This is a genomic window from Kribbella sp. NPDC004875 (genome assembly GCF_042873375.1).
GTDB lineage: Bacteria > Actinomycetota > Actinomycetes > Propionibacteriales > Kribbellaceae > Kribbella.
The window spans coordinates 418,433-444,738 of the sequence record NZ_JBIALI010000006.1 but is presented as its reverse complement, the minus strand read 5'-3'; the positions used below and the strand labels follow the sequence as shown (position 1 = coordinate 444,738).

Here is a 26,306-nt window from a genome sequence, read left to right as displayed (position 1 = left end):
TGGCCATGCGACGCAACCAGGACCAGGCGGATCAGCTGCAGGCGCAACGCCAGCGCGAGGCCCGTGACCGGCTGCTCGAACGCGGCGCGAGCGAGCTTCCCGAAAGGCCTTGGCGCCCGGCGCCGGTCCCGATGTCCGCCGTGGATTTCGTGCAGTTCGCGCTCTGGCGTGCGGCCGAGTTGACCAAGGACGACCTGCTGGACGCGCTGGCCCTGCTGCCGGCCGCGCGAGCCGAGGTCGACGAACTGGAGTCCGGCCTGCTGTTCCTCGCGCGGAGCGAGGGGCTGACCTGGGCGGACATGGCGGACGCGATGGGCTTCAGCTCACCGCAGGCCTGCCAGCAACGATTCAACCGCCTGGCAGCCCGGCAGGACACAGCGCCGTGATGCTTCTCGTCCTGCATGCGGTCCGGCTGCTCGGGTTCGCGGACGAACCGCAGATCGCACAGCGGTTCGACCTACCGCACCCCAAGGTCGCAGATGCACTCCGGACCGCCGAAGCACACGGCTGGGTGACGCACAGCTCGTTCGCCGGTACGTCGGGATGGTCCCTCACCGACACGGGCCGCACAGAGAACGAGCGCCTACTCACCACCGAGCTAGGCGAAGGCGCAAACCCCGTGCGACAGGTGTACGACGACTTCCTGCCCCTCAACGCCCTTCTGCAACAGGCCTGCACCGACTGGCAGCTGCGACCGTCGACCACCGACCCGCTGGCCCCGAACGACCACTCGGATCCCGCCTGGGACGCCGGCGTCCTGCACGAACTGGCGGTGCTCGACCGCGCCCTCGGCCCGATCACCGCCCGGCTGGTCGCCGTACTCCCGCGCTTCCGCGACTACGACACCCGCTTCTCGGCCGCACTGAAACGCGTGACCGCGGGAGAGCCGGCGTACGTCGATCGCAGTGACGTGGATTCGTGTCACCGGGTCTGGTTCGAGCTGCACGAGGATCTGCTCGCGACCCTCGGACTACACCGTTAGTTGCCCTCGGCATCCAGGTACGCCGCACCGCGCGGCGACAACCGGTAGCCGACCTCGAGACTGTAGGTCAGCCCAAGGTTCTTCAGCTTCCGCACGTCCAGCTTGAACGGTGCCGTCTGACGCCCGACCGACGCCGCCAGATCACCCGCCCGGGTCGCCGGCCTGGTCTGGATCAACCGCAGTGTCTCGATCGTCCAGGGTCCGTGCTGGCTGAGCGCGTCGAACTGGGCCAACCGCTCGCGCAGATCGGCCAAGTCCGCCGCGGAGAGCTCCGACTGGGCGGCCAGCTCCTCCCGGGGATCCGGCCCCTCCACGAGGTGGAACCGGATCAGGAACGTCGGCAGGGTGTCGTCGCCACGCAGTCGCCGGCGGACGTCCTTCGCGTTCCGGCGGTCGGCGAGCGTGAGGTCGGCGTCGGTGTCCGCGATCAGGTCGGGGTTCACCTCACGGATGCTGTCGATCTCGATCCGCCCCGCGTTGGTGCGGTACACCCGCCCCTCGACCACCCGCGGCTCGGCCCAGCGCCGGTACGCCACGGTGATCTTGCCGTCGGCAACACCATCTCGATCAGAGCCCGCGAACAACATGACTAACTCCCCAACGCCTTGGCCACGATCGGCGCCAGCGTCCGCAGCGCCTTGCCCCGATGGCTGATCGCGTCCTTCTCTTCGATCGACAGTTCCGCGGTCGTCCGGTCATAGCCTTCGGCCTGGAACAGTACGTCGTACCCGAACCCGCCGGTGCCGCGGAGCTCCCGGATCACCGAGCCGCGCATCTCGCCGAGGACGATCTCGTCCGGCCCGTCCGGGCGCACGAATGCGACGGCCGCGACGAACGACGCCCCGCGGCGCTCGTCCGGCACGTCCTCCAACTGGCCGAGCAGCAGCACGTTGTTCGCGTGATTGTCCTTCGCCGGACCCGACCAGCGCGCCGACAGCACGCCGGGCATGCCGTTCAGCGCATCCACGCAGATCCCGCTGTCGTCCGCGATCGACGGCAGACCGGTCGCCTTCAGCGCGGCATGCGCCTTCAGCAACGCGTTCCCCTCGAACGTCGGCTCGGTCTCGGGCGGCTCCGGGTACGGCGGGACGTCGCCGAGCCCGAGCACCTCGATCCCCGGCACGATCGGGGTCAGGATCCGCCGCAGTTCCTCGAGCTTCTTCTTGTTGTTCGACGCCAGCAGTACTTTGGTCACGCCAGCGCCTCCTGCTGGATCTTGGCGAGCTCGGCGCATCCCGTCGTACCCAGTGCCAGCAGGTTGTCCAGCTCGGCCCGGTCGAACGGTGCGCCCTCGGCCGTCCCCTGCACCTCGATGAACTTGCCGTCGCCGGTGATCACCAGGTTCATGTCGGTCTCGGCGCGGACGTCCTCCTCGTAGCAGAGGTCCAGCATCGGCGTCCCGTCGATGATCCCGACCGACACCGCGGACACCGTGCCGGTCAGCGGCTCGCTCTTCAGCAGCTTCCGGTCGCGCAGCCACGAGACCGCGTCCGCGAGCGCGACGTACGCGCCGGTGATCGCTGCCGTCCGCGTCCCGCCGTCGGCCTGCAGGACGTCGCAGTCGAGCAGGATCGTGTTCTCGCCGAGTGCCTTGTAGTCGATCACGGCCCGCAGCGAGCGCCCGATCAGCCGGGAGATCTCGTGGGTGCGGCCACCGATCTTGCCCTTCACCGACTCGCGGTCCGAGCGGGTGTTGGTGGCCCGCGGCAGCATCGCGTACTCCGCGCTGACCCAGCCCAGGCCGGAGCCTTTCCGCCAGCGCGGTACACCCTCGGTCACGCTCGCCGCACAGAGCACCCGGGTGCGCCCGAACTCGACCAGCACGGAGCCCTCGGCGTGGTCGAGCCAGTTCCGGGTCAGCTTCACCGGTCGGAGCTGATCAGCAGTACGTCCATCGATACGGGCCATGCCCTGACCCTATGCCTCCAGGCGCTGGACCTCCGCATTGGCTGCGAGGGGCGAAGAGCCCGGCCTGAGCTGCGTGACCGCCATCCGGGCGGCCCACGGCAACAAGTCGTTGGCGCGGCGTCCTACCCATGGCACGCCTTCCTTCACCAGCCACACGGCGTCCGCCCACCGGCTCGGCGACCGGTGCGCACAGTCCAGCTCCGGCCGTACGTCGATCCGCATCCCGCGGACCGCGAGCTCGTCGGCGAACGCCCGGGCGAGCTTGCGGTGCCCGAGTTCGCCCGGATGCAACCGGTCGATGCTCCAGAAATCCCGCCGGTACACCTCGGGGTAGTCGGCCATGTCGAGCCGGATCCCGCCGTAGCGGGCGTGCAGGTCGTCGAACGCCACGTTGACCTGTTCGATCCGGTGCCACAACGGCCTGCGCAGCCAGCGTGGCAGGCCGAACACCTTGCCGTGGTCATGGAACCGGACCGTGAGCAGCAGGGCGCCCCGATTGGTGAGCTGTTCCGCGCACTCGTACAGGTGCTCGCGGATCCGCCCCGGGTCGAAGGTCGAGCGCAGTGTGTCGTTCACCCCGACGATCAGGGAGGCGAGGTCGATGGGACCGTCGCCGGTCTCGGGCAGTTGCTCGGTCGCGACGACCGGCACGGTCGCGCCGCTGGTCGCGAAGTTGGAGAACGTCACACGGTGGGTGCTGGCCAGGGAGTCGGCGAGCAGCGAGGCCCAGCCCCGCCACCCCTCGCCCGGGCGCGCACCGGCACCGGACAGATCCGTCGTACTGCTGCCGTTCATCGGGTCCCCGACGCCTACGGTGGTCGAGTCCCCCAGTGCCACGTAGTGGAGGTTCACATTCCGCCATGGTCCGCGCACGGAGCGAGACCCCGATGTTCGCTGGATGTCTTCTCAGCCAATTCCAGCTGGAGGACGGGTGATTGATTGGCAGAATTGCTCGGAGTTAGGCTGCTACAAACAACTATGTGCAGGAGTTGCCTGGTATGACTGATCTTCGGTTTGGCGTGGTGGGGCTCGGCGCCCGCAGCCGCATCGCGCAGTACGCGCACCGTCCCGGCGAGGGGTCCGAGGTCGTGGCCGTCGCCGACCCGTCCGCACCGCAGCGGGACGGCGCCCTCGAGCTCTATCCGCAGGCGACCGCGCACGCAAACCACACCGAGCTGCTGGACCAGAAGCTCGACGGCGTGTTCCTGACCACCCCGGACGACCTGCACGAGGGACCGGCGGTCGACTTCCTCGAGGCCGGCGTCTCGGTGTTCGTGGAGAAGCCGCTGGCGATCACGACCGAGGGCTGCGACCGGGTCCTGCGCGCGGCGTACGAGTCCGGCGCCCGGCTGTACGTCGGCCACAACATGCGCCACATGCCCGTCGTCCTCACCATGCGCCAGCTGATCCAGGACGGCGCGATCGGCGACGTGAAGGCGATCTGGTGCCGGCACTTCGTCGGGCACGGCGGCGACTTCTACTTCAAGGACTGGCACGCCGACCGCAGCCGCACCACCGGACTGCTGCTGCAGAAGGGCGCCCACGACATCGACGTGATGCACTGGCTCGCCGGCGGCTACACGACCCGCGTGAACGCGATGGGCGCACTGACCCTGTACGGCGGCATCACCGACCGGCTCGACCGCAGCGACCAGCGGTTCCGGGAGTTCGTCTCCAACGACAACTGGCCGCCGCTGGAGCAGAAGGGCCTCGCGCCGGTGATGGACGTCGAGGACATCTCGATGGCGAACCTCCTGCTGGACAACGGCGTCTTCCTCACCTACGAGCAGTGCCACTACACGCCGGACTACTGGCGCAACTACACCGTGATCGGCACCCACGGCCGGCTGGAGAACTTCGGTGACGGTCCCGGCGGCGTGGTGAAGGTCTGGAACAGCCGCCGCTCCGGGTACCGCGAGGACGCGGACCAGGTCGTCGAGATCGGCGGCGACAACGAGAACCACGGCGGCGCGGACCCGCACCTGGTCGCGGAGTTCGTGAACTTCGTCCGCGACGGTGGCGCGACGCTCACCTCCCCGGTCGCCGCCCGCGCCGCGGTCGCCGCCGGTTACGCCGCGACCGAGTCCCTGCGCGCGAACGGCGTACCGCAGGACATCCCGGCGCTCGACCCGGCCCTGGTCAGCTATTTCGACAACGGCCAGGCAAAGTGAGGGTGCTAACATCCTTGACGTGACCAGGTACGCCGCGATGCGAATGCTGAGCCCTCGATGCGGAGGACTCTAGCGGCGTAGGCACGTGTGCTTGCAGCGAGAGGCCCCCGATGTCGGGGGCCTCTTTCGTTTCCCACCACTGCCAGCATCCGGAGCCACAGACCCATGTACCCGATCACCTACATCACCGACTGTCACGACGCCAACGCCCGTGCCAGACTCAGCACCCGGATCGGTGCGCTCTTCGGCCAGTCGCCGACGATCGTGGCCGCCGACGGACCCGATCCGGAGTCGTTCGCCGCGCTCACCCTGCTCGACTGCCTGATCGCCACCTCGCTGCTCGGCGAGGACGGTCACCCGACCATCACACTGCTGAACATCGCGCCCCGCGACGGCGTCTGGCCGAACGGCGTCCCGTTCTGCTTCTTCTGGTTCGGCAAGCACCTGATCGCGAGCACCTTCAACGCCCGTGCCCTCTCCCTGGTACGCCGGGAGCTCGGGATCGACCGCGTCGAGGTCACGGACATCCGCGAGGTCGTCGCGGCGGCCGGCTTCGACGCGAACGACACCGCGAAGATCGCGGGCACCCAGTTCCGCAGCCTGTGGTATCTCCCGTTGCTGGCCAAGTGGGTCGCGGACGGGCGTGCGGTGCCCGCGACCGAGACCGCCGTACCGGAGGTCCTCGACGCGGAGCCGGTGGTGAGCGTCGTCGACAACTTCGGCAACTGCAAACTGGACCGGGCGCTCGACCTGGCGCCGGGCGACACACTGTCCGTTGCCCAGCGCAACGATGACGGCTCGGTCACGATCGTCGACGTGACCTGCTACCCGCACCTGACCGCCGTACCGCGGAACGCACCGGGCATCGTGCCCGGCAGTTCCGGCGCCGGGTTCACCGAGCTGGTCATCCGCGGCGGCTCAGCAGCCGAGGCCTTCGGTCTGCAACCGGGCGACCCGCTGATCGAGCCCGTCACCGAGCAGGTGGCCTAGGAAACCACTACCCCCGGACCGCTGCTCGCAGCACCTCCCGGACCAGATCGGGCTGCTCCAGCCAGGGATCGTGACCGGCCTCGGGGATCAGCTCGAAGGTGTGGTTCGGCGTGTGCGCGGCGAGATCGCGGACCGCGGCGGCAGGCCGCGGGTCACCCGCACCGTGGACGAAGGTGACCGGCGCGGTGATCGCCGTGGCGCGAGCGGCGATCTCGTCGTCCGACCAGGTCGCGACCTCGGAGGTCAGCGCGCGATTCACAGCGAAGTTGATCGGCAGGTCCACGGACGCGCTCTCGTGGGCCCAGGCCATCGCCCGCTCACGATCGAAATGGTCGGTGAACCACGACAGCACGCGGAACTCGGTCTCCTCGGCGGGCGTGCGTGGCCGGCCGGAGAGGTCGTCGAGCCGCGCCACCTGCTCCGGGGTCATCCGTCGCAGTTCCTCCGCGTGGCACGGCGTACGCCAGTCGCCGATGCCGACCCCGTCGAGGTAGACGACGCCGGCCACGTGATCGCCGTACGACGCCGCGTAGCTCATCGCCAGCGTCGCGCCGAAGGAATGCCCGATGACCACGATCCGCTCGTGACCGAAGTACGCGCGGAGCTCGTCGATGTCCTGGGCGTGCCGCGCCATCGTCTGGGTGTCGGACGGACCCGACCGCCCGCAGCCGCGCTGGTCGTAGCGGTGCACGACGGTGATGTCGTCGAGCATCTCGGCGAGGGCCGCGTGATCACTCCAGAGCCCCGGCCCGCCGTGCACGACCACGACCGCGGGTACGCCTTCGGTCGCCGCACCGGTGGTCGCGGTCCACAGACGGACGCCGTCAGATGTCGAAAACGGCATGCGGCGTCGCGATCTCGACCGGACCGGAGAAGGTACGCCGAGCGTTCTCGGCCTGGGTGACGCGGTCGTACCACGGGGGGACGTGGGTGATGATCAGCCGCTTCACGCCGGCCTTCTTCGCATGCTCGCCCGCATCGGACGGCGTCAGGTGCAGGTCGACCGGGTTGTTCGGATCGTTGTCGGGTAACGCGGCCTCGGACAGCAACACGTCGGCGCCCCGCGCGAGCTCGGTCAACGCATCGTTCGGCCCGGTGTCTCCGGTGTAGACCAGCGACTTGGCGCCGTACTCAACCCGAATCGCGTACGCCGGCACCGGGTGCACCATCGGCGCGGTCCGGATCGTGAACGGGCCGACCTGCTGAACTTCCTTCCAGGCATGGAATTCCAGCTCCTCCTCCATCCCGGGATCGAGCGGCAGGTCGTACGCCAGCGCCATCCGCTCCGACGTACCCGGCGGTCCGAACACCGGGATCCGCGGGATCGGCGAGCCCGGTGCGTACCGCGCCGCGACGTACAACCCGCAGAGATCCATGCAGTGGTCAGGATGCAAGTGGGACAGGCCGATCGCACCGATTTCCGGAACGGCCAGGTGCCGTTGGAGAGCACCGAGCGCGCCACTACCGAGGTCGAGGATCAGGTGGAACCCGTCAGCCGTGACCAGATAGCTCGAGGCGGCCGAGTCCGGCCCGGGTACGGACCCGGAGCAACCGATCACGGTGAGCTTCATACCTGGAACATTACCGGCGAGTCGGCCGGTTCGCAGGACCACCGGACGCGTCGATTCGGTTACCACACAGGCATCGCCGACATTCATGAGCAGGTGCCGCTTTCCGGTGCCTTGGACAACGGGTCGGTGGGATGCAAGTCACACGGCTGCTCTGCCCACTGTCGCGATCAGCGGACCCAGGCGAACTGGTCGACCGCCGACAGCACCGGCCCGAGGAAGCGCGAACCGATCGCGGCGAACTCGTCCGGGCTACCGGTGGTGACGAAACGGTGCTGCGGGTCCGGGAGGTTGTCCGGGCGGAGCAGACCGGTCTTCGTGAGTACGCCGTACACGTCCTTCGCGCACTCCTCCGCACTGCTCACGAGCGTCACGTTGTCACCCATCACGTACGAGATGACGCCGGTCAGCAACGGGTAGTGCGTGCAGCCGAGAATCAGCGTGTCGACGCCGGCCTCGACCAGCGGATCGAGGTACTCGTGCGCGGCCTCGAGCAGCTCCGGACCCGACGTCACCCCGGACTCCACGAAGTCGACGAACCGCGGGCAGGCACGCGTGAACAGCTCCACCTGCGGTGCCGCCGCGAACCCGTCCTCGTACGCGAGCGACTGCGCGGTGGCACGCGTGCAGATCACGCCGACCCGCTGGTTCCGCGTGGCGGCGACAGCACGGCGCGCCGCCGGCAGGATCACCTCGACCACCGGTACGTCGTACCGCTCGCGCGCGTCCCGCAGCATCGCGGCGCTCGCCGAGTTGCACGCGATGACGAGCATCTTCACACCGGCCTCGACCAGATGATCCAGACACTCCAGCGCGTACTCGCGGACCTCGGCGATCGGCTTCGGGCCGTACGGCTGCCGCGCCGTGTCGCCGAGATACAAGATCGGTTCGTGCGGCAACTGGTCGAGTACCGCGCGGGCGACGGTGAGTCCCCCGAAGCCTGAGTCGAAGATCCCCACCGGTGCATCTGCCACACCGCAGAGCTTATACAGGTCCGCTCGCGGGCAGACCCGAAGGCAGCCTTACCTAACCGCCGCGAACGACACGCCGAGGTTATCCACATCTTTACGTTATGGAATTGCCTTTTCGCGTGATGCACGCCACTCTGGAGCGATGTTTGTTCGACCGCCCCTCGTGATGCCATGAACCTGGCGCACCACATCGCGGTGGTGCTGACTACCACCGCACCAACTCCACAGCCCGACCACGTGACTGCCGCGGGGCAGACGGCGAGTCAGGCCGCGGAGACGAACAACAGCACCGTGACAGACGTCGCGACGGCCATCGGGCCGACCGGGATGCTGCTCGTGGTGCTGATGGCGGCGTTCGCTTTCTACGTCGTCTCGCTGTCCCTGCACCCGAACGCCAAGTGCAACAGGTGCAAAGGTGCCGGCCGGCACCACGGCAGCCTCTTCAGCTACGCCCAGCGCCCCTGCAACAGCTGCAAGGGCCGCGGCGTCCACCCTCGACTCGGTCGCCGAGTCCTGTTCAAAGAACCGTAGGCGGACATGACGTGATGATCCTTTAGGTGCCTAAGGCAACAACAGGCGCCGACGGCTCGGACCGGCCCCTCCGCCCGCCGGCCCGGCCGCCGAGGCTCAGGCCCAGAGTTGGCCCTCGAGCCGGTCCTCGGCCTCGTCGATCGTGCCCTCGTAGGCGCCGGTCGACAGGTACTTCCAGCCGCCGTCCGCGACCACGAACGCGATATCCGCGGACTCGCCGTCCCGGACACACTTGGCCGCCTGGCCGAGCGCCGCGTGCAGGATCGCGCCGGTCGAGATGCCGGCGAAGATGCCCTCGTTGTCGAGCAGTTCCCGAACCCGGCGGACGGCGTCCCGCGGGCCGACCGAGAAGCGGGCGTCGATCAGCGTCTCGTCGTACAACTCCGGGACGAAGCCCTCGTCGAGGTTGCGCAGGCCGTAGACGAGTTCGCCGTACCGCGGCTCGGCGGCGACGATCTTCACCTCCGGCTTGTGCTCCCGGAAGAAGCGGCCGGCGCCCATCAGCGTGCCGGTGGTGCCGAGGCCGGCCACGAAGTGCGTGACCGACGGCAGGTCGTCGAGCATCTCCCGTGCGGTGCCGTCGTAGTGCGCGAGGGCGTTCGACGGGTTGCCGTACTGGTACAGCATCACCCAGTCGGGGTGCTCCTCCGCGACCTGCTTCGCGACCCGGACCGCTTCGTTGGACCCACCCGCGGCCGGCGACGAGATGATCTCGACGCCCCACATCCGCAGGATCTGGCGGCGCTCCTCGGAGGTGTTCTCCGGCATCACACAGACCATCCGGTACCCGCGCAGCTTGGCCGCCATCGCCAGCGAGATGCCGGTGTTGCCGGAAGTCGGCTCGAGGATCGTGTTGCCCGGGCGCAGCCGGCCGTCCTTCTCCGCGTCCAGCAGCATCCGCAGCGCCGCCCGGTCCTTGATCGAACCGGTCGGGTTGTGGTCTTCGAGCTTCGCCCACAGGCGCACGTCGCCGGACGGCGACAACCGCGGCAGTCCGACCAGCGGCGTACCGCCGACCGAGTCGAGCAGGCTGTCGAAGCGCATGATCAGCCGCCGGCGACCGCGGGCAGCACGACGACGACGTCGCCGTCCTTGACGCCGGTCTTCAGGCCGCCGGTGAACCGGACGTCCTCGTCGTTCACGTACACGTTCACGAACCGGCGCAGTTCCTCCGGCTCGCCCTCCACGATGCGCTCCTTGAGGCCCGGGTGGTTGCCGTTCACGTCGTCGATGAACTCGGCCAGGGTCGCGCCGGCGCCGTTGACCGCCTTGGCGCCACCGGTGTAAGTGCGCAGGATCGTCGGCACGCGCAGCTCGATCGCCATATCAGTGCTCTCCTTCTGTCTCTTCGTAAGAACCAACCACGCGTACTTCTTCTTCCTCGACCTCGCCGTCGATGATCCGGTACGAGCGGAACTCGACCGGACCGTCGTACGCCGGGGAGTCCGCACCGTCCCTCGTCGACACCAGCACGTAGTGCGCGCCGGGCTCCTGGGCCAGGTTGATGTCGGTCCGCGACGGGTACGCCTCGGTGGCGGTGTGCGAGTGGTAGATCACCACCGGCTCCTCGTCCCGCTCGTCCAGCTCCTTGTACAGCCGCAGCAGATCACCGGAGTCGAACTCGTAGAACGTCGGCGACATCGCCGCGTTGAGCATCGGGATGAACCGGGTGGCCCGATCCGACCCCTCGGCCCCCGCGACCACCCCACACGCCTCGTCCGGATGATCCTTCCGCGCATGCGCCACGATCGCGTCGTACGTATCCCTCTCGATGACCAACACGCCTCCACGGTACGGCGACCGCGCGACCGACCCCGCCAACCACGGAGTCGGTCCACATGGCGGACAGTGCGTTACCAGCGGTGGTGGATCTGGGGCTTGAGGAGGGTGTTGTAGGTCTCGCGGACGGTGGATTGCTGGGCGGGGGTGAGGGGCGGGAGGGCGGCGGCGGAGGCGTTGGCGGCTACCTGGGTGGGGTTGCGGGCGCCGGGGATGACGACCGTGACGCCGGGCTGGTCGAGGATCCAGCGGAGGGCGAACTGGGGCATCGTGACGCCGGCGGGGACGGCAGGCGCGAGGCGGCGTACGGCTTCCAGGCCGGTACCGAAGTCGACGCCGGAGAACGTTTCACCGACGTCGAAGGCCTCGCCGTGGCGGTTGTAGGTCCGGTGGTCGTCGGCGGCGAACGTGGTGTGCTCGTCGTACTTGCCGGAGAGCAGACCACTCGCGAGCGGGACGCGCGCGATGATGCCGACGCCCGCCGCCTGGGCCGCGGGCAGGACCTCGTCGAGCGGCTTCAGGCGGAACGCGTTCAGGATGATCTGCACGGACGCGACGTTCGGCCGCGCGATCGCGGTCAGCGCCTCCGCGCAGGTCTCGACGCTCACGCCGTACGCCGCGATCCGGCCCTCGTCGACCAGCGTGTCGAGCGCGTCGAAGACCTCGTCGTTCGAGTACACGGGCGTCGGCGGGCAGTGCAGCTGGACCAGGTCGATGGTGTCGACGCCGAGGTTCTGCCGGGAGCGGTCGTTCCAGGCGCGGAAGTTCGCCAGCGTGTAGTTCTCCGGTACCTGCTCGACCCGGCGCCCCATCTTGGTCGCCACGGTCAGCCCGTCGTACGCCGCGAGCACCTGCCCGACGAGCCGCTCGCTCCGCCCGTCGCCGTACACGTCGGCGGTGTCGATGAACGTCACGCCGCCCTCGACCGCGGACCGCAGTACGGCGAGCGCGTCGCTCTCGTCGACCGATCCCCAGTCCGCGCCCAGCTGCCACGCCCCGAGCCCGACCACACCCACGTCCCGCCCGGTCCGCCCGAGCCTGCGCGTCTCCATACCCGCCAGCCTAGGCGACCCACCGCCGCGCCAAATCGGCAGCTCGACAGGAGGTATCAGCCGGTCGGGTAGTGCACCTGAGCGCAATCGGCGCCGCGCGTACAGCGTCACGCCGGTGCACTACCTGTCGAGCTGCCGATCTACGCCGTCACGCCGACCGACAGCTCGGGCCCTTCCGCGACCTCGAGGGCGGTGGCCAGCGTCTCGTCCATGATCAGCGTGCGATGGGTCTCGACCGCGGCGAGTACGGCGGGCTCCGCGGTCAGCGTCAGCCGGACCCGGTCGGCGATGTCGAGCCCGGCGTCGCGCCGCGCCTGCTGGATCGCCCGGATCACGTCCCTCGCGACACCCTCCGCCTCCAGCTCCGGCGTCGCCGTCGTGTCGAGTACGACGAACCCGCCGCCGGCCAGCAGCCCGCTCGCGGAACCGCCCTCGGCCAGCGTGGTCTCCAGGGTGTACTCCCCCTCGACCAGCTCGATGCCACCGGCAACCACCACGCCGTCCGGGGAAACCGACCAGTCGCCGCTCTTCGACGCCTTGATCACCTGCTGTACGTCGCGCCCGAGCCGCGGACCCGCCGCTCGCGCGTTCACGGTCAACCGTTGTGACACCGGTGCATCGACGGCGTCCGCGGTGGTCAGCACCACCTCGCGAACGTTCACCTCGGCGGCGATCAACGGCACCAGCGACGCGAGGTCGACCGAGGTCGCGACCGTCAACGTGGGCAGCGGCTGCCGTGCGCGGATCCCGGCGGCCTTCCGGATCGAGGACGCGACCGAGCACACCTCCCGCGCCTTCTCCATCCGCGCGACCAGTTCCGGGTCGTCCGGCAGTTCGTCCACCGACGGCCAGTCGGTCAGGTGTACCGACCGCTCCCCGGTCAGCCCACGCCAGATCTCCTCGGTCACCAGCGGGAGCAGCGGCGCCGCCGTCCGGCACAGCACCTCGAGCGCGGTGTACAGGGTGTTGATCGCGTCCTGCGAGCCCGCCCAGAAACGGTCGCGGGAGCGGCGGATGTACCAGTTGGTGAGGACGTCGACGAAGCCCTGGACCGAGTCGCAGGCGGTCGCGATGTCGTACCGGTCCAGGTGTTCGGTGACATCGACGACGAGACCGCGCAGGCGGGCGAGCAGGTAGCGATCGAGGACATCACTGGACTCGGTCGACCAGCGCCCGGTGAGTCCGGCCGTGTTGGCGTAGAGCGTGAAGAACGACCACGCGTTCCACAGCGGGATCAGGGTCTGCCGTACGCCGTCCCGGATGCCGTCCTCGGTCACGATCAGGTTGCCGCCGCGCAGGATCGGGCTGGACATCAGGAACCAGCGCATCGCGTCCGCGCCGTCGCGGTCGAACACCTCGGTGACGTCCGGGTAGTTCCGCAGCGACTTGCTCATCTTCTGGCCGTCGTTGCCGAGCACGATCCCGTGACTCAGACAGGACGAGAACGCGGGCCGGTCGAAAAGCGCTGTCGCGAGAATGTGCAGCGTGTAGAACCAACCCCGCGTCTGGCCGATGTACTCGACGATGAAGTCGCCCGGGAAGTGGCTCTCGAACCAGTCGGTGTTCTCGAACGGGTAGTGCACCTGCGCGAAACTCATCGACCCGGAGTCGAACCACACGTCGAGCACATCCGGCACGCGCCGCATCGTCGACCTGCCGGTCGGGTCGTCCGGGTTCGGACGGGTGAGCTGGTCGACGTACGGGCGATGCAGGTCGGGGACCTTCACGCCGAAGTCGCGCTCGAGGTCCTCGACCGACCCGTACACGTCGATCCGTGGGTACGACGGGTCGTCGGACCGCCAGACCGGGATCGGCGAGCCCCAGAACCGGTTCCGGCTGATCGACCAGTCGCGCGCGTTCGACAACCACTTGCCGAACTGCCCGTGCTTCACGTGCTCCGGCACCCAGGTGATCTGCTCGTTGAGCTCGACCATCCGGTCCCGGATCCGGGTCACCTCGACGAACCAGCTCGAGACCGCCTTGTAGATCAGCGGGTGGCGGCACCGCCAGCAGTGCGGGTAGCTGTGCACGTAGCTGTCCTCGCGCACCAGCGCACCGGCCGCGCGCAGGTCGCGAATGATCGGCCGGTTCGCCTCGAAGACATGCATCCCCTGGTACGGCGGAACGATCGACGTGAACAGTGCGCCGTCGTCCACGGTCAGGATCGTCGGGATCCCGGCGGCGTCACACGCGAGCTGGTCCTCCTCGCCGTACGCCGGGGCCATGTGCACGACGCCCGTACCCTCGTCGGTGGTCACGTGCTCCGCCGCGATCACCTGGAAGGCGTTCGGGGTGTCGGCGAGGAAGTCGAACAGCGGGGTGTAGCGGCGTCCGATCAGCTCGGAACCCTTCAGCCGGCGCAGCACCTCCGGCCCGAGACCGGCGGAGTCGCCGTACGCCGCCAGGCGGGCCTCCGCGAGGATCGTCGGGCGCCCCTCGGCATCGTTCACCACGACGTAGTCGACATCCGGTCCGACGGCCATCGCGAGGTTGCTCGGGAGCGTCCACGGAGTGGTGGTCCAGGCGAGCAGGCGCTCACCGGTCTCCAGCTCGACCGCGACCGTCACCGACGGGTCCTGGCGCGGCTGGTAAACGTCGTCGTCCATCCGGAGTTCGTGGTTGGACAGCGGGGTCTCGTCGTTCCAGCAGTACGGGAGCACCCGGAGGCCCTCGTACACCAGACCCTTGTCGTAGAGCGTCTTGAACGCCCAGATCACCGACTCCATGTAGTCGCGGTTCAGGGTCTTGTAGTCGTTCTCGAAATCGACCCAGCGCGCCTGCCGGGTGACGTAGCTGCGCCATTCGTCGGTGTACTTCAGCACCGACGCGCGGCACGCCTCGTTGAACTTCTCGATCCCGAGCTCGAGGATCTCCGCCTTCGTCTTCAGCCCGAGCACCCGCTGCGCCTCGAGCTCGGCCGGCAACCCGTGCGTGTCCCACCCGAACCGCCGGTCCACGCGGTGCCCGCGCATCGTCTGGTACCGCGGTACGACGTCCTTCACGTACCCGGTCAGCAGGTGCCCGTAGTGCGGCAGCCCGTTCGCGAACGGCGGCCCGTCGTAGAAGACGAACTCGTCCGCACCCTTCAGCGAGGCGCGGAACGTCTGGTCACGGTCCCAGTAGTCCAGAACGTCGCGCTCGATGCCCGGGAAGTCCGGCGTACCAACCTTCGGATAGCTCACTCACCGCATGTTATGCAGCAGCGCGGACTGCAAGTACCCCAGCCGTCCCCCACCACCCGCGCGAAGCGCGGAACTGCTTCTCACCGCATGTTGTGCAGCAGCGCGGATTGCAAGTACCCCAGCCAGTCGTACAGGTCGTACGTCAGGCGGCGGGGGTCCTCTTCGGGGAGCTTCTCCCAGGTGCTGTAGTCGTCCTCGTCCTTGATGTCCAGGCGGGTCCCGATCGCCAGCCGGAGGTCGTTCAGCGCGCGCAACCAGGACAACTGCTCGTCCGGCTCCAGCGCGATCTCGTCGGCGCCGGACTCCTCCAGCGCGGACAGCACCCGCTTGGCGTCGGTGACCTTCCCCTCCCGCAGCCCGCGCTCGGTGAACCGGCGGAACTCGGCCGACGCCAGGTCGTCCTGCTTGTACGCGTCCGGCAACAACCGCTGCAGTACGACGTCCTCGGGCGGCGACGTCGGCCCGTCCGACTCCAGCAGCGCGGCGAGCGGGTCCGACGACTCGGCCGAGCGCGGCGGCAGCCCGTCGTACAGCAGCTCGACCAGGTTCCGGAGCAGGTTCGCCAGGATGTCCGCCTCGTGTTCGGCGAAACTGACGACGACGGTCTTACGGCGCTTGCGGAACCGCGTCACGACTTCTCGCAGGTGGCCCACAGGCCGTAGGTGTGCATCGCTTCCACGTCGCGTTCCATCGCTTCCCGGTTGCCGTTCGAGACCGCCGACTTGCCCTCCTGGTGCACCTGCATCATCAGCTTCTCCGCCTTCTGCTTGGAGTAGCCGAAGTACGTCTGGAACACGAACGTGACGTAGTCCATCAGGTTGACCGGATCGTTCCAGACGATGGTCACCCAGGGCGGGCTCAGCTCGATCGCCTCGTCGACCTCGGCGCTCTCGAGCTCGCTTGGTGCGGTGGTCACCTGTCCATTCTCCCCATCATCGCTTCCGGTCTCGCAATAGGCTGCTCTCGTGAGCCACTCGACGGCGTTACTGACAGACCACTACGAGCTGACCATGCTGCAGGCCAGCCTGGCCGACGGCACGGCCCAGCGCCGCTCGGTGTTCGAGCTGTTCGCCCGCCGCCTCCCGGACGGCCGCCGGTACGGCGTGGTGGCCGGCGTCAACCGGCTCCTCGACGCGCTCGAGCAGTTCCGGTTCGACGAGCAGACGATCGCCTTCCTGGCCGATCGCGGCATCGTGGACCAGGCTACCCGGGACTGGCTGGCGGACTACCGGTTCACCGGCGATGTCTCCGGCTACGCCGACGGCGAGATCTTCTTCCCCGGCTCACCGGTGCTCGTGGTCGAGTCCAGTTTCGCCGAGGCAGTGATCCTGGAAACCGTTTTCCTCTCCATTCTGAACCACGACTCCGCCGTCGCGTCGGCAGCCTCCCGGATGACCTGGTGGGCCGGCGGCCGCCCGTGTATCGAGATGGGCTCGCGGCGCACCCACGAGGAGGCGGCGGTCGCCTCCGCGCTGGCGGCGTACATCGCCGGCTTCACCGCCACCTCGAACCTGGAGGCGGCCCGCCGGTTCGGCATCCCGAGCACCGGCACCGCGGCACACTCGTTCACGCTCCTGCACGACCGGGAGCAGGACGCCTTCCGGTCCCAGGTCGACGCGCTCGGCAAGGGTACGACGCTGCTCGTCGACACCTACGACGTCGCCGAGGCGGTCCGGACGGCGATCGAGCTGACCGGCCCCGAGCTCGGCGCGGTCCGGCTGGACTCCGGCGACCTCCCGTCGCTGGCCGGGCAGGTCCGTGAGCAGCTCGACTCACTCGGTGCGGCGAAGACCCGCATCATCGTGACCAGCGACCTCGACGAGTTCCAGATCGCCGCGCTGGCCCCGGCCCCCGTCGACGGGTACGGCGTGGGGACGTCGCTGGTCACCGGCTCCGGCTACCCGACGTGCGGTTTCGTCTACAAGCTCGTCGCCCGGGAGGACGCCGGCGGTGAGCTGGTCCCGGTCGCGAAGAAGAGCCCGGACAAGATCTCGATCGGTGGCCGGAAGTGGGCGCTGCGGCGCCGGTCGGCGACCGGGGTCGCGGAGATCGAGCTGATCGGCGTCGGCGAGCAGCCGGTCGACGACGGCGACGACCGGGTGCTGCTCCGCCCGTTGGTCGAGGCCGGCAAGGTCGTCGGCCGGACCACCCCGGCCGAGTCCCAGGCGCACCACGAGAAGGTCCGTGACGAGCTCCCGCGCTCCGCGAGCCAGCTCAGCCGTGGCGAGCCCGCCATCCCCACCGAGTACGTCGGCGACTACGACGCCCGGAACCCCTTCCGCTCCCGGACTCACACGTGACCTCCGCGGAGCCGCAACCAAACACCGCGGACGCGCGGGCCGCTGTGCGGGAAGAGGACGGGTCCGGGCGGGAGGAGTGGTCGGCGGACGCGCCGGCGGATGAAGCCGACGTGCTGATCGCTCTCCGGTTCGCGGACCGGGCGGCGCGCAAGGCGGTCGCCGAGGAACTCGCCGGGACGGAGCTGCACACCGGTCAGGAGCTCGTGCTCGCGAAGCTGCTCCACCACGGCTCTCTGCCGGTGGCGCGGCTCGCGAAGGTCCTCGACGTCGAGGTACCCACGGCGACCAGGACCACCCAACGCATGGAAGCCGCCGGCCTGGTACGCCGGGTTCGCAACGCGACCGACGCTCGCCAGGTCGGCATCGAACTCACCGACCGCGGCATCGAACTCGCCCACACAGTCCAAGAGGTCTACGACCGTGCGGGCCGCCGCGCCCTGGCCCGCCTCACCCCCGAGCACCGCCGTACCCTCCGCAACCTCCTCTGGACAATCACCACCACCCTAGAAGACCACCCCTTCTAACCCCCCGCCCCGCCCCGCCACCGCGGCTCTGCTGGCGGGGTTAACCACCCGCGTTGCCCGTTCGCCGCTCGTATGTAGGTGGGGAACGGGCAATACGAGTGGTTAACCCGACGAGGGGTCAGGGGCGTGGGAGGGTCAGGGGCGTGGGAGGGTCAGGGGCGGGGGAGGTACGTGTCGAGGTACGGGTTGCGGAACTTGCCGGCGGGGTCGTGCCGGGCTGCTAGCGCGATGAAGTCGGGGAGCTTCGGGTAGCGCTCGGCGAGCGTGGCTGCGTCGGCCTCGAAGACCTTGCCCCAGTGCGGCCGCGCGTCCAGCGGTGCGAGCCGTTCCTCCAGCGCCGCGACGACCGGCCGGACGACTGCCTCGTCCTGGACCCAGGTGAAGTGCAGCGCGACCGTGTCCCGCCCCTGGCTCGGGCTCAGCCACAGCTCGTCGGCCGCGATCGTCCGCACCTCCGACACCTGGATCACCGGCGCGAACTGTTTGCCCAAGGCCCGCAGTACGTCGAACGCCTCCACGGCCCGCTCGCGCGGCACGAAGTACTCCGACTGCAGTTCGTCCCCGTTGCTCGGGGTGAACTCGAGCCGGAAGTGCGGCAGCCGCTCGTTCCACGGACCGGGAACCCCGCCCTGCTGGGTCGCGTAGTCGGCCGGCATCACCTTGATGGGGTGCCGCGGTCCGTCGGCGAGGCGCGCGCCCAGCCACTCGGGGTCAGGCGGGGTGAGGTCGCGCTGCTTCCGCCAGACCATCACGTCCGGGTCGAGCCAGTCGGTGAACGCGCTCACGCTGTACGCGCTGCCCGTCACCGCGTCCAGATCCGTCGACAGCCGCTCGACCGGCAACCCGTCGTACACCACCTGGCTGATCTGGTACGTCGGTTGTACGTCGAGCGTCAGGCTCACGGTCACCCCGAGCGCGCCCAGCGAGACGATCGACCCCGCGAAGTCCGGGTCGTCCCGGGTGAGCGTGACGAGTTCGCCGGCAGCGTTCACGAAGGTGATCGAGCTGACCGCGTCCGCGAGCGGACCGTTGCCGTCGCCCGACCCGTGCGTACCCGTCGAGCACGCGCCGGCCACCGAGATGTGCGGCAGCGAACCGAGGTTGTGCAGCGCCAGCCCCTGTGCCTGCAGAGCCGCGGTGATCTCGCCGTACCGGAGGCCGGCGGAGACGGTCACGCCACGCTCGCCGATCTCGACGACCTTCGGCAGGTCCTGCACGCTGACCAGGGCACCGGAGCTGTCGGCGATCCGGTTGAAGGAGTGTCCGGTGCCGAGCACGCGGACCTTCTGCGCGGCGGCGACCAGCTCCTGCAGTTCCTCGACCGATCGCGGCCGCTGCAGCTCGCTCGCAAAGCTGACGTTCCCTGCCCAGTTCGTGACAGCGCTCACGACGCCCCTGCCTCTCCTCGACCACCCGGCCCCGTCCCCCGCAGCCTCGCACACCGGCGCCCGGAACGGACCGCCCGTCCATCCCCCGAGCCTCCCCCACCTCGGCGACCGAGCGTGCTTTGATGACGCCCGATGGTCATCTGCTTCGGCGCCGCCGCCTTCTGGTTCCTGATCTTCGGCGTCAGCTTCCTGCGCGACCGGCGGCTGTTCAAGAACGGGATCTTCCTGGTCCTGAGCCTGATGTTCGCCGTCCTCGGTGTGGTCTTCACGGTCGCGAAGATCAACCAGACCGCCGGCAGCTGGCTGATCGTGGCGATCCTGGCCGCGATCCCGGTGACGATCGCCGTCCTCGCGATCTTCCTGGTCGTCAACGGCGTCACCATGCTCCGCCGCGAACGCCGCCGGCTGTCCAACCTGCTGTCTCTGCTGGTCGGCCTGGGCCTCATCGGTTTCGTCGTCTTCAGCGTGCTGGTCCAGACCATCGGCTGGGAACCACTGGCCGCCGTACGGTCGGTTCTGCTCGGGGTGCTGACCTACATCTCGTTCCTGTTCTTCTGCTTCCTGGTGTACGCGTTCGTCTACAGCCGGATCCGCTCCTCGCGGAAGGTGGACTTCGTCGTCGTCCTCGGTTCGGGCCTGATCGGATCGCGGGTCCCGCGGCTGCTGGCCAGCCGCCTCGACCGCGCGCAGCAGGTGTACGAGCGCGCCCTCCGCAAGGGCCGCTCGCCGCGGATCATCACGTCCGGTGGGCAGGGGCCGAACGAGGATCTTCCCGAGTCGCACGCGATGGCGGCGTACCTGGTCGAGCGCGGGGTGCCCGACGACCAGATCCTCCGCGAGGACAAGTCGACGACCACCTGGGAGAACCTGACGTTCAGCCGCGACCTGATGGTGCAACTGCGGCCGGAGTACCGCTGCCTGATCGTCACGAACAACTTCCACGCCTTCCGCGCGGCGCTCACCGCCCGGAAGGCGAAGATCAACGGTCAGGTGGTCGGCTCACCGACCGCGGCGTACTACTGGCCGACGGCAACGATCCGGGAGTTCGTGGCGATCCTGGTCAGCCACCCGTACATCAACGGCGGGATCTGCCTGCTGATCGCCGCCGGCGCGATCCTCCAACACGTCTAGTGTCCTGGGGACACTAGAGCAACATCAGTACGGCGGCGATCACGCCCGCCGAGACGATCAGACCCCGTAAGAGTGTGGCGGGGAGCCGGCGTCCGATGTGCGAGCCGACGTACCCGCCGACGATCGAACCGGCCGCCAGCAGTCCGGCCGCGGCGAGATCGAGGTCCGCGACGAACACGAAGATCACGCCGGCGACCAGGTTGGCCACGCACAGTGCCAACGTCTTGAGCCCGTTGACGACCCGTAGCTCCAGGTCCAGGCCGAGCCCGAGGACCGCCATCATCATCACCCCGGCGCCCGCCCCGAAGTACCCGCCGTACACGCCGGTCAGCGCGGTGAAGACGGTGGTTGCCGGTGACATCGACCGGCGGACGCCGTGCGGTTGCCGGGAGCGGGACCGCACCCAGCGCGAGATCCACGGCTGCACGCCGACGATCAGGCAGGTGAACAGGATCAGCCACGGCGCCGCCGTCGCGAACACGCGAGACGGCAGCGCGAGCAGTAGCGCGGCGCCGCCGATCGCCCCGGTGGCACAGATCACCACGACAGCGACCGTCTGCCGGCGCGGGATCTCCCGTAGTTCGCGCCGGTAGCCGAACGAGCCACTCATCGTGCCGGGCAGCAGACCGAGCGTGTTCGACGCGTTCGCGACCACCGGCGGGATGCCCATCGCGATCAGCACCGGGAAGCTGAGCAGCGACGCGACGCCGACGGTCGACGTCAGGATGCCCGCGCCGAATCCGGCTCCGACGACGGCCAACTGCTGCAGACCCGTCACGCGTACCTCACCTGTGTGCTCACTGTCGTCGATTATCGGCCAGAGGTCCGGCCCTTCGCCGGTGTGATCTCACCGGCCGAAACTGCCCCGGCCCGGCGTGAGTCATCGCCGCCGCGGCTGCACCAGGTTTTATTCGTAGGCGGCGATCACCAACTGGGCGCGGTCGCGCGCGTGCAGCTTGGCGAGCAGATGTCCGATGTGGGTTTTCACCGTGCCGCGGCCGACGTTCAGGTGCGCGCAGATCTCCTCGTTCGACAGCCCACGGGCGATCAGCCCCAGCACCTCGCGCTCGCGGTCGGTCACCCCGTCGAGTCCGGCGAGCGGCGTCTGGCCAGGCTCCGCCGTACGGGCGAACTCCGCGATCAGCCGTCGCGTGATCGACGGCGCGAGCAGTCCCTCGCCGGCCGCGACGACCCGGATCGCCTGCAGCAACTCGGCGGGCGGCACGTCCTTCAGGAGGAACCCGCTCGCGCCGGCGCGCAACGCGGCGTACACCGAGTCGTCCAGGTCGAACATCGTCAGCATCAGCACCCGGGCGGCCTCGTCCTGCTGACAGATCTGCCGGGTCGCCTCGATGCCGTCGAGGTGGGGCATCCGGACGTCCATCAGCACGACGTCCGGCCGCTCCTGGCGCGCGAGCTCGACTGCCTCGGCTCCGTTCGCGGCTTCGCCGACCGTGGTCAGACCGGGCGTCGTGTCGATCAGCACCCGGAAGCTCCCGCGCAACAACGCCTGGTCGTCCGCGACCAGCACCCGGATGTCGTTCACCGCGCCACCCGCCGATGGGGCAGCTCGACGACCACCTCGAAACCGCCGTCCGCGCGCGGGCCGGCCCGATGCGTCCCGTCGTACATGCTCACCCGCTCCCGGATCCCGATCAGCCCGTGCCCTTCCACCGCGGCCCCACCGGCCCCGTCATCGGTCACCTCCACGCGTACGCCGTTCGCGGACGAACTGATCGCCACGCGGCAGCGTCGCGCCCGCGCATGCTTCGTCACGTTCGTCAGGCACTCCTGCACGATCCGCTGCACCGTCAGCTCGACGGCCTCCGGCAGCCCGTCCGGTACGTCGATTGCGAGCTCGACCTGCACGCCCGTCGATTCCACCCGGGACACCAGCTCGGGCAAGGCAGCCAGCCCGGCCGGTGGCGCGAGGTCCGCCGGTTCGCTCGTCGTCCGCAGCAGGCCGAGCATGTGCCGCAGCTCGACCAGCGCGTCCCGGCTCGTCGACTCGATCACCGACAGCGCGTCCGACACCTCCTCGGGGCGCACCGCCAGCACATGATTCGCGACGCCGGCCTTGACCGCGATCAGTCCCATGCTGTGGGCAACGATGTCGTGCAGCTCACGCGCGATCCGCAGCCGTTCCTCCGCGACCGCCTGCTCCGCCAGCACCCGTGCCGCTCGCGCGGCCGCCGCGCGCCGGTCCCGTACGACCCGCCCCAGGATCCACGCTCCGTACAGCGCAGCGATCCCGGTCAGCACCAGTGCGACGTCCGCCCGCCCGGCCGGCGCCCCGGCCACCATCGCGAGCACCAGTACGAGGAACCCGACGCTCCCCGCCAGCCAGATCAGTCGACGGCTGGACAACGGCCGCGCTGACGCCCGGGTGAGCGCCACGACGTACAGCACGTAAGCCGCGGCGAGCAGCGGATCGCGCAACAGACCGGTAGCGATCGCGATCACGGACACTACGGCGACGACAGCGAAGGCGTGGACCGGCCAGACCCGTCGTACGGCGATCGGGCCCGCGAGACCGATCACCACGAGCACGCCGGCGCCTGTCGGCGTCATCGTGAGCTGGACGAGGACGGCGTACCCGAGCGCGACGATGCAGTCCGCGACGATCAACTGTCGCCGGCTCAGGCCGTACTCCTCGGTCACGCGTCGAAACTAGCCGACGCGGCGGGCGATCACCTCGGCCCCAGGTCCGTCGGCCCCTGGTCCGATGTGCCGGCGGGCGATTCACGGAAACGTGGCCGGCATGCTGAAACTACTCTCCCTCGCGGCGAGCGGCCTGCTGACGACCAGCGCCCTCACCCCGCCCGCGCCGACGCTCACCTGGGGCGAATGCCCTGGCGGACCAGGTACCGTCGGCATCGAATGCGCCACCCTGAAGGTCCCGGTCGACTGGGACCGTCCGGACGGGCGGCAACTCACGTTGACGCTCGGCCGGTTGCGCTCGACCGCGCCGAAACCGCAAGGACCGGTGATCGTCAATCTCGGCGGTCCGGTCGGTTTCAGCATCGACCTGATGCGTTCGTACGGCGGCGGCGAGGCCTTCGCCGGCCTGCGCCAGACGATGGACATCGTCACCTGGGACCTTCGGGGCGGACCGAACGCACCCGGTCTGAGCACCAATCTGCCCTGTGAGTGGACCGGCATCCGTCAGCCACGGGTACCCCGGACCGTGGGCGAGTTCGACGCGCTGGCCGCCGCGAACCGGGCGATCGCGGCCAAGTGCCGGGCGAAGGATCCCGAGCTCTTCGCGGCGATGGACTCCGCCAGTCACGCCCGCGACGTGGACGCGATCCGCCGTGCCCTCGGCGAGTCGACGGTGAACTTCTACGGGGCGTCGTACGGCGGGTTCATCGGGCAGACGTATGCGCGGCTCTTCCCGCAGCACGTCCGCTCGCTCGTCCTCGACGGCACCTGGAACCACAGCACGAACAACTGGGACCGCGAGCTGACCCGGCTGGCGCGCGACGTGCAGACGTACCTGACGCGCTTCTTCAACTGGTGCCGTACGCAAGGAAACTGCGCCGAGGCTCCTGCGCTCTGGCAGCGCGTGGTGGCCCGGGCGCAACACACTCCGCTGCCCGCCGGAAGCACGACGTACGACGGGAACGAGATCCGGGCGACCGGTCTGAGTCTGGCGCGCGGCGGCGAGGCGTCGTACCCGAAGCTGCTGGCCGCGCTACGGAAGGCCGCCACGAGTGGTGACGCATCGGGCTTCGTGCCCGCGCCGCCGAACTCGCCGTACCCGGTCTTGCCGGCGCCAGGGGTTGTGGAGTGCACCGATTGGCCGCACCCGACCACTCAACGGCAGCTCACGCAGCAGATCCGGCGGATGGAGGCCGCCGCGCCGTTCACGGGGGCGGCGGGGACCATCCAGCTCTCGATGCTGTCCTGCATCGGTTGGCCGGTCCCGGTACAGAACGAGCCGGCCGCGCTGCCGAAGGGTCTGCCGCCCCTGCTGATGGCCGGCAACTGGAGCGAGTACGACACGGCGGCGCGCGTCATCGACCAGGTGCCGGGTAGCGGGTCGATCTACCACGACGGTCCCGGCCACACGCTGTACCTGTCCAACGAGTGCGCCCGAGCGAAGATCGACGCGTACCTCGCCGACCTCGCCGTACCTCCGCGCGGGAGCCGCTGTTGATTCAGCGCACGCGGACCGAGACCGACGGGCCTTTCCGGACATTGCGGCCGTCACTGACCTCGACGTGGTACGACAGCTTCTGGCCGCTGGTCAGACGCGAGTCAGTGACCGATGTGACGATCGGTTTGGTCCACCACGTCGACGACCGCGACCAACTGCCGATCCGAGTGCTTCCGCGATAGACGAAGTACGTGAGCGCGATGTTGTCCCGGTCGAGCACGGTGTCGAAGGCGATCGTCACCTTGTTCGGCCGGGCGCTCGCGACCTTCGGCGCCGCCGGCCGGGCCGGTGCGGCACCACCCGGCGCGCTGCTGAACCACGTCAGGCCTTCCTGCGGTACGCCGTTCACCTCGGTGAAGTCACCACCCGCCCAGAGGTCGTCGCCACCCGACGCGAACGCCAGCGGACCGACGAGCGTCGTACCGCCCGCATCGGTGTTCGGGAACCACGGGCCCAGCTTGCCGGTGATCGTGCTGTAGACGAGCAGGTGATGCATGCCGGTCTTGTCCGGGAACGCGCCGTCCGCGCTGCAGTCGTGCGCGTGCGAGCCCTTGTACAACCAGTTGCCGATCGCCTTGATCGCCTCGGTCGCGCCCAGGCACTTGCTCTGCCAGAGCAGCTTGCCGGTCTTGGTGTCCGCGGCGAGCACACCGTCGTAGCACTGCTCACTGTGGGTGCCGGCGTTGGACGCGAAGACCTTGTTTCCTTGGACTTCCAGGTCCTTGACCCGGCTGTCGCACTCCTCGGACTTCGGCGGGATCGCGGCCGCGGCGGGCATCGAGAGCGCGGCGCCGGTGGTGGCGTTCAGCATCGCGAGCGCGTGCTGGTCGCGGCCGCCGATCCGGGTGAACCCACCGCCCACGAAGACCCGCGACCCGTCGGTCGACACCTCGATGGCGTGCACGTCGTCGTCCGCGTCCGGATTCCAGGGCAGCAGCGCGCCGCTGCTGACCGTCACCGCCGCGACCCGGCTGCGGGCCTGCTTGTCGACGGCGCCGAACGACCCGCCGAGGTACACCGTGGTCCCGGTGATCCGCAGCGCCGCGACCCGGTAGTTCACCACCGGGTCCCAGTTGGCGACAAGCTTGCCGGTGGCAACATCGAACATCGCGACCTTCGACCGCGGCACCCCGTCGACGACGGTGAAGTCACCACCGATGACGACGCGGCGACCGTCCGGCGAGGTAGCCACGCTCCACACCGGTCCGTTCACCTGCGGCGCGAACCGCGTCGGTACACCGGTCGACCGGTTGAACACCGCGAAGTACTTCCGTGCCGCGTCGCCGACCCCGCGGGCGTTCCCCGGCGGCCGGACCCGGGTGAACAACCCACCCGCGAACACCAGGTTCCCCGCGACGGCGAGCGCGTTCACGCTCGCGTTCGTCTGCCAGGACTTGGCCCGCACCGACGACAACGCCGACCCGAAACCTCGCGGCGCGCTCTGCACCGCGGTGTCCTCCGTCGCCGCCTGCACCGCGGGCCCCGAAGGAACCAACGCCGCGGCGACCACGGCCGCACCTGTGACAACAGCCAGAACAGCCTTCTTCATGAGCGAACCCCCAGGGCCCGCTCCGGCGGAAGAGGCCGACCCATGACTTTGGTGACAATGCGCCGTCAAACGATAACGGTCAGCACATGGCACACGGAAACCCGCCGCGGCTTGCTCCTGG

At 69.3% G+C, this 26,306-nt stretch carries 27 protein-coding genes and 2 pseudogenes; 10 read left to right on the top strand and 19 right to left on the bottom strand.

Annotation, left to right across the window (positions count from 1 at the left end):
• Positions 1 to 5: 5 nt before the first annotated feature.
• Together ACFYRH_RS32595 and ACFYRH_RS32590 are read left to right on the top strand one after the other, a co-directional pair.
• Positions 6 to 386 (top strand): hypothetical protein, encoded by a 381-nt coding sequence (locus ACFYRH_RS32595; RefSeq protein WP_387783339.1) that lies wholly within the window; start codon positions 6 to 8, stop codon positions 384 to 386.
• A complete protein-coding gene (locus tag ACFYRH_RS32590) occupies positions 386 to 982 on the top strand; it encodes a transcriptional regulator (protein ID WP_387783960.1) in 597 nt (198 codons plus the stop codon). Before ACFYRH_RS32595 ends, ACFYRH_RS32590 begins: the two co-directional genes overlap by 1 nt.
• Here the strand turns inward: ACFYRH_RS32590 and ACFYRH_RS32585 are convergent.
• Genes ACFYRH_RS32585 through ACFYRH_RS32570 form a run of 4 tightly spaced genes read right to left on the bottom strand, consistent with a single transcriptional unit; the run spans position 979 to position 3,742 of the window.
• Entirely contained in the window at positions 979 to 1,569 is a 591-nt protein-coding gene (locus ACFYRH_RS32585) for a hypothetical protein (RefSeq protein WP_387783337.1), read from the bottom strand. The genes ACFYRH_RS32590 and ACFYRH_RS32585 overlap by 4 nt on opposite strands.
• Before the next feature lie 2 nt (positions 1,570 to 1,571).
• Positions 1,572 to 2,177 (bottom strand): RdgB/HAM1 family non-canonical purine NTP pyrophosphatase, encoded by a 606-nt coding sequence (gene rdgB, locus ACFYRH_RS32580; protein WP_387783335.1) that lies wholly within the window; start codon positions 2,175 to 2,177, stop codon positions 1,572 to 1,574.
• Positions 2,174 to 2,890, bottom strand: a complete 717-nt coding sequence (gene rph, locus ACFYRH_RS32575; protein WP_387783333.1) for a ribonuclease PH — start codon at positions 2,888 to 2,890, stop codon at positions 2,174 to 2,176. The genes rdgB and rph overlap by 4 nt, the downstream gene beginning before the upstream one ends.
• A 9-nt stretch (positions 2,891 to 2,899) precedes the next feature.
• Positions 2,900 to 3,742 carry an SGNH/GDSL hydrolase family protein gene (locus tag ACFYRH_RS32570; protein WP_387783331.1) on the bottom strand — a complete coding sequence of 281 codons (843 nt, stop codon included), beginning with the start codon at positions 3,740 to 3,742 and terminating at the stop codon, positions 2,900 to 2,902.
• Between the two features lie 146 nt (positions 3,743 to 3,888).
• On the opposite strand from ACFYRH_RS32570, the pseudogene ACFYRH_RS32565 reads away from it, so the two are divergent.
• The 3 genes and pseudogenes from ACFYRH_RS32565 to ACFYRH_RS32555 form a co-directional block, all read left to right on the top strand.
• Positions 3,889 to 4,242, top strand: a pseudogene (locus ACFYRH_RS32565) (Gfo/Idh/MocA family protein); the annotation flags it as partial.
• A pseudogene (locus ACFYRH_RS32560) lies at positions 4,243 to 5,061 on the top strand (Gfo/Idh/MocA family protein); the annotation flags it as partial.
• Between the two features lie 165 nt (positions 5,062 to 5,226).
• On the top strand, positions 5,227 to 6,051 hold the full coding sequence (locus ACFYRH_RS32555; protein ID WP_387783330.1) for an SAM hydroxide adenosyltransferase: 825 nt from the start codon (positions 5,227 to 5,229) through the stop codon (positions 6,049 to 6,051).
• A gap of 7 nt (positions 6,052 to 6,058) precedes the next feature.
• Here the strand turns inward: ACFYRH_RS32555 and ACFYRH_RS32550 are convergent, their stop codons facing one another.
• The 3 genes from ACFYRH_RS32550 to murI form a co-directional block, all read right to left on the bottom strand.
• A complete protein-coding gene (locus ACFYRH_RS32550; protein ID WP_387783328.1) occupies positions 6,059 to 6,895 on the bottom strand; it encodes an alpha/beta fold hydrolase in 837 nt (278 codons plus the stop codon).
• Positions 6,876 to 7,622 carry an MBL fold metallo-hydrolase gene (locus tag ACFYRH_RS32545; RefSeq protein WP_387783326.1) on the bottom strand — a complete coding sequence of 249 codons (747 nt, stop codon included), beginning with the start codon at positions 7,620 to 7,622 and terminating at the stop codon, positions 6,876 to 6,878. Before ACFYRH_RS32545 ends, ACFYRH_RS32550 begins: the two co-directional genes overlap by 20 nt.
• Before the next feature lie 167 nt (positions 7,623 to 7,789).
• Positions 7,790 to 8,593, bottom strand: a complete 804-nt coding sequence (gene murI / locus ACFYRH_RS32540) for a glutamate racemase (protein ID WP_387783324.1) — start codon at positions 8,591 to 8,593, stop codon at positions 7,790 to 7,792.
• 168 nt (positions 8,594 to 8,761) lie between these two features.
• On the opposite strand from murI, the gene ACFYRH_RS32535 reads away from it, so the two are divergent.
• Positions 8,762 to 9,121 carry a hypothetical protein gene (locus ACFYRH_RS32535; RefSeq protein WP_387783322.1) on the top strand — a complete coding sequence of 120 codons (360 nt, stop codon included), beginning with the start codon at positions 8,762 to 8,764 and terminating at the stop codon, positions 9,119 to 9,121.
• Positions 9,122 to 9,217: 96 nt separating this feature from the next.
• On the opposite strand, the gene ACFYRH_RS32530 is transcribed toward ACFYRH_RS32535, so the two are convergent.
• The 7 genes from ACFYRH_RS32530 to clpS all read right to left on the bottom strand — a co-directional run bounded on the left by ACFYRH_RS32530 (position 9,218) and on the right by clpS (position 16,050).
• Positions 9,218 to 10,168: a PLP-dependent cysteine synthase family protein gene (locus ACFYRH_RS32530; protein ID WP_387783958.1), complete on the bottom strand. Its 951-nt coding sequence runs from the start codon at positions 10,166 to 10,168 to the stop codon at positions 9,218 to 9,220.
• Positions 10,168 to 10,446 (bottom strand): MoaD/ThiS family protein, encoded by a 279-nt coding sequence (locus tag ACFYRH_RS32525; RefSeq protein WP_387783320.1) that lies wholly within the window; start codon positions 10,444 to 10,446, stop codon positions 10,168 to 10,170. The genes ACFYRH_RS32530 and ACFYRH_RS32525 overlap by 1 nt, the downstream gene beginning before the upstream one ends.
• A gap of 1 nt (position 10,447) precedes the next feature.
• Positions 10,448 to 10,903, bottom strand: coding sequence for a Mov34/MPN/PAD-1 family protein (locus ACFYRH_RS32520; protein ID WP_387783318.1), 456 nt, complete (start codon positions 10,901 to 10,903; stop codon positions 10,448 to 10,450).
• A 71-nt stretch (positions 10,904 to 10,974) separates the two neighbouring features.
• Complete coding sequence (locus ACFYRH_RS32515; protein ID WP_387783316.1) at positions 10,975 to 11,952, bottom strand: aldo/keto reductase; 978 nt, start codon at positions 11,950 to 11,952, stop codon at positions 10,975 to 10,977.
• A 140-nt stretch (positions 11,953 to 12,092) separates the two neighbouring features.
• Entirely contained in the window at positions 12,093 to 15,134 is a 3,042-nt protein-coding gene (gene ileS / locus ACFYRH_RS32510) for an isoleucine--tRNA ligase (protein ID WP_387783314.1), read from the bottom strand.
• An 80-nt stretch (positions 15,135 to 15,214) separates the two neighbouring features.
• Entirely contained in the window at positions 15,215 to 15,766 is a 552-nt protein-coding gene (locus ACFYRH_RS32505; RefSeq protein WP_387783312.1) for a DUF2017 domain-containing protein, read from the bottom strand.
• Positions 15,763 to 16,050 (bottom strand): ATP-dependent Clp protease adapter ClpS, encoded by a 288-nt coding sequence (clpS, locus tag ACFYRH_RS32500; RefSeq protein ID WP_387783310.1) that lies wholly within the window; start codon positions 16,048 to 16,050, stop codon positions 15,763 to 15,765. The genes ACFYRH_RS32505 and clpS overlap by 4 nt, the downstream gene beginning before the upstream one ends.
• 94 nt (positions 16,051 to 16,144) lie before the next feature.
• On the opposite strand from clpS, the gene ACFYRH_RS32495 reads away from it, so the two are divergent.
• Both ACFYRH_RS32495 and ACFYRH_RS32490 read left to right on the top strand, forming a co-directional pair.
• The gene (locus tag ACFYRH_RS32495) at positions 16,145 to 17,434 is read left to right on the top strand and encodes a nicotinate phosphoribosyltransferase (protein ID WP_387783957.1); all 1,290 of its coding nucleotides are present in this window, start codon (positions 16,145 to 16,147) and stop codon (positions 17,432 to 17,434) included.
• On the top strand, positions 17,431 to 17,958 hold the full coding sequence (locus tag ACFYRH_RS32490; protein WP_387783308.1) for a MarR family winged helix-turn-helix transcriptional regulator: 528 nt from the start codon (positions 17,431 to 17,433) through the stop codon (positions 17,956 to 17,958). Before ACFYRH_RS32495 ends, ACFYRH_RS32490 begins: the two co-directional genes overlap by 4 nt.
• A 152-nt stretch (positions 17,959 to 18,110) precedes the next feature.
• On the opposite strand, the gene ACFYRH_RS32485 is transcribed toward ACFYRH_RS32490, so the two are convergent.
• Positions 18,111 to 19,346, bottom strand: a complete 1,236-nt coding sequence (locus tag ACFYRH_RS32485) for a D-arabinono-1,4-lactone oxidase (protein WP_387783306.1) — start codon at positions 19,344 to 19,346, stop codon at positions 18,111 to 18,113.
• Positions 19,347 to 19,478: 132 nt separating this feature from the next.
• On the opposite strand from ACFYRH_RS32485, the gene ACFYRH_RS32480 reads away from it, so the two are divergent.
• On the top strand, positions 19,479 to 20,477 hold the full coding sequence (locus ACFYRH_RS32480; RefSeq protein ID WP_387783304.1) for a YdcF family protein: 999 nt from the start codon (positions 19,479 to 19,481) through the stop codon (positions 20,475 to 20,477).
• Between the two features lie 13 nt (positions 20,478 to 20,490).
• On the opposite strand, the gene ACFYRH_RS32475 is transcribed toward ACFYRH_RS32480, so the two are convergent.
• From ACFYRH_RS32475 to ACFYRH_RS32465, 3 genes are all read right to left on the bottom strand, one after another.
• Positions 20,491 to 21,255 (bottom strand): sulfite exporter TauE/SafE family protein, encoded by a 765-nt coding sequence (locus tag ACFYRH_RS32475; protein ID WP_387783302.1) that lies wholly within the window; start codon positions 21,253 to 21,255, stop codon positions 20,491 to 20,493.
• A gap of 129 nt (positions 21,256 to 21,384) precedes the next feature.
• Positions 21,385 to 22,023, bottom strand: coding sequence for a response regulator (locus ACFYRH_RS32470; protein ID WP_387783300.1), 639 nt, complete (start codon positions 22,021 to 22,023; stop codon positions 21,385 to 21,387).
• Entirely contained in the window at positions 22,020 to 23,138 is a 1,119-nt protein-coding gene (locus ACFYRH_RS32465) for a histidine kinase (protein WP_387783298.1), read from the bottom strand. The genes ACFYRH_RS32470 and ACFYRH_RS32465 overlap by 4 nt, the downstream gene beginning before the upstream one ends.
• Before the next feature lie 100 nt (positions 23,139 to 23,238).
• Between ACFYRH_RS32465 and ACFYRH_RS32460 the strand changes: the two genes are divergently transcribed.
• Complete coding sequence (locus ACFYRH_RS32460; RefSeq protein ID WP_387783296.1) at positions 23,239 to 24,636, top strand: alpha/beta fold hydrolase; 1,398 nt, start codon at positions 23,239 to 23,241, stop codon at positions 24,634 to 24,636.
• 1 nt (position 24,637) lies between these two features.
• Here ACFYRH_RS32460 and ACFYRH_RS32455 read toward each other — a convergent pair whose 3' ends face one another.
• The gene (locus tag ACFYRH_RS32455; RefSeq protein ID WP_387783295.1) at positions 24,638 to 26,185 is read right to left on the bottom strand and encodes a fibronectin type III domain-containing protein; all 1,548 of its coding nucleotides are present in this window, start codon (positions 26,183 to 26,185) and stop codon (positions 24,638 to 24,640) included.
• Positions 26,186 to 26,306: the final 121 nt, after the last annotated feature.